Source organism: Streptomyces sp. NPDC026394, from assembly GCF_055567735.1.
The window spans coordinates 1-1,397 of record NZ_JBVHPX010000072.1 but is presented as its reverse complement, the minus strand read 5'-3'; the positions used below and the strand labels follow the sequence as shown (position 1 = coordinate 1,397).

The following is a 1,397-nucleotide window of genomic DNA, read 5'->3' as shown; positions in this document are numbered from 1 at the left end:
CGACCTTGCGGGTTGAGGTCTGCGGATGCGGACGGCTCGTGCTCCGGCGAGGGTGGGTTGGGGCCAGGTGCGGTGGCCGGCACGTTTGAGCCGGTAGTTGGACATCTTGCGTTTGACGACGCGGGGCTGGCTGCGCAGGCGTCTGGCCGGCAGGAGCCGTTCCAGCAGGTCGTGCTGGAGCCAGACCAGTGCCCGGGCCAAGAGGTCAGGGGGAAAAACTGCCCGGCGTGACGGTCACGCTGCGACGGGCCGAGCGCAGGGTCTCGGTGAAGGAGATCCGGTCCGGATCCAGGTGCTGGGTGGCGGCGGTTCTCCACATCAGCTCGCGCAGGGCCCGGTGGACCAGCAGATGCGCCCAGATCTGCTGGACCACGCCGTCGGGGGTCTTGCTGCTGAGCACGGTGCGGGCGCCGCGCTGGTGGGTCTTGAGCTCGGCGAAGACCGCTTCGGCCTCCCAGCGCTCGTGGTACAGCGCGGCCAGCTGCCGGGCCGGACACCGTCGGCCGTCCAGCAGACTGGTCACCAGCCGGTACTCCCCGGCCGCCCGGCCGGTGCCGTTCAGCTGGCAGGCCAGCACCCGGACGGTGACCGGATCGCTGCGGGCGGGGTCGGTGCAGGCATGGATGCGGGACAGCCAGGAGCCGTCCCGCAGCCGCCGGTCGACGGGCAGCACGCGGTTGGCGGGCACCCGCCACAGCAGATCGGCACCCGTGGCGGTGAAGGCCCGCCATAGCGGCACCCCGAGGAACTCCCGGTCGGCCAGGACCAGCTGGCCTGGGCCGCAGGAGCGGGGCAGGCGGCCGACCAGGGTGACCTCCCCGGTGCGGCAGCCGGCCAGCTCCGCATCCAGCACCAGATGGGTGCCGGTCTCCACCAGGCAGGCCATCCGCACCTGCGGGAAAGAGCTCCGGTCCGGGCCCCGGCTGTTACCCGGGCGGCCGAAGGCGGCCTCGTTGGCCGGCGTGTCGGCGACGTCCCAGCAGGTGCCGTCCACGGCCATGAGCCGCAGCCCCCGCCACAACGCCCCCGGCGTTTGCGCGGTGGCCAGCGGTTCGGCGGTGGTGGTGAACAGCACCCTCAGCGGCTCGGTCCCCAGCCGCTGCCGGGCCCTGAACAGCGACGACCTTGCCGGGATATGCCAGTCGCCCAGCAGCCCCAGGCTCCGCAGCCCCTCGACCAAGTGCCGCATGACCTCAAGGTACGGAGCCGGTGAAAACAGGGCGAGCCCGAGCACGAAGCAGACCACCAGCCGGGCCGGCAGCAGGCGCTTGCGACGCTCCACCCGGCCGCAGGCGGCCACCACCCGATCCACCAGCCCCGGCGGATACACCCAGGTCAGCAACCCCAAGCCCGACAGCTCAGACACATTCGCAGGCACCCGCACCACCCCCGACGGC

The 1,397-nt window shown here is 72.5% G+C and carries 2 protein-coding genes; both read right to left on the bottom strand.

Features of this window, described 5'->3' with window-relative positions; translation table 11 throughout:
• On the bottom strand, nucleotides 1–201 hold a 201-nt coding region (locus tag ACZ4QV_RS42480; RefSeq protein WP_361592088.1), incomplete at its 3' end, for a hypothetical protein.
• 4 nt (nucleotides 202–205) lie between these two features.
• Nucleotides 206–1,397, bottom strand: a 1,192-nt coding sequence (locus ACZ4QV_RS42475; protein ID WP_467764572.1) for an IS4 family transposase, incomplete at its 5' end; no start/stop codon positions are given.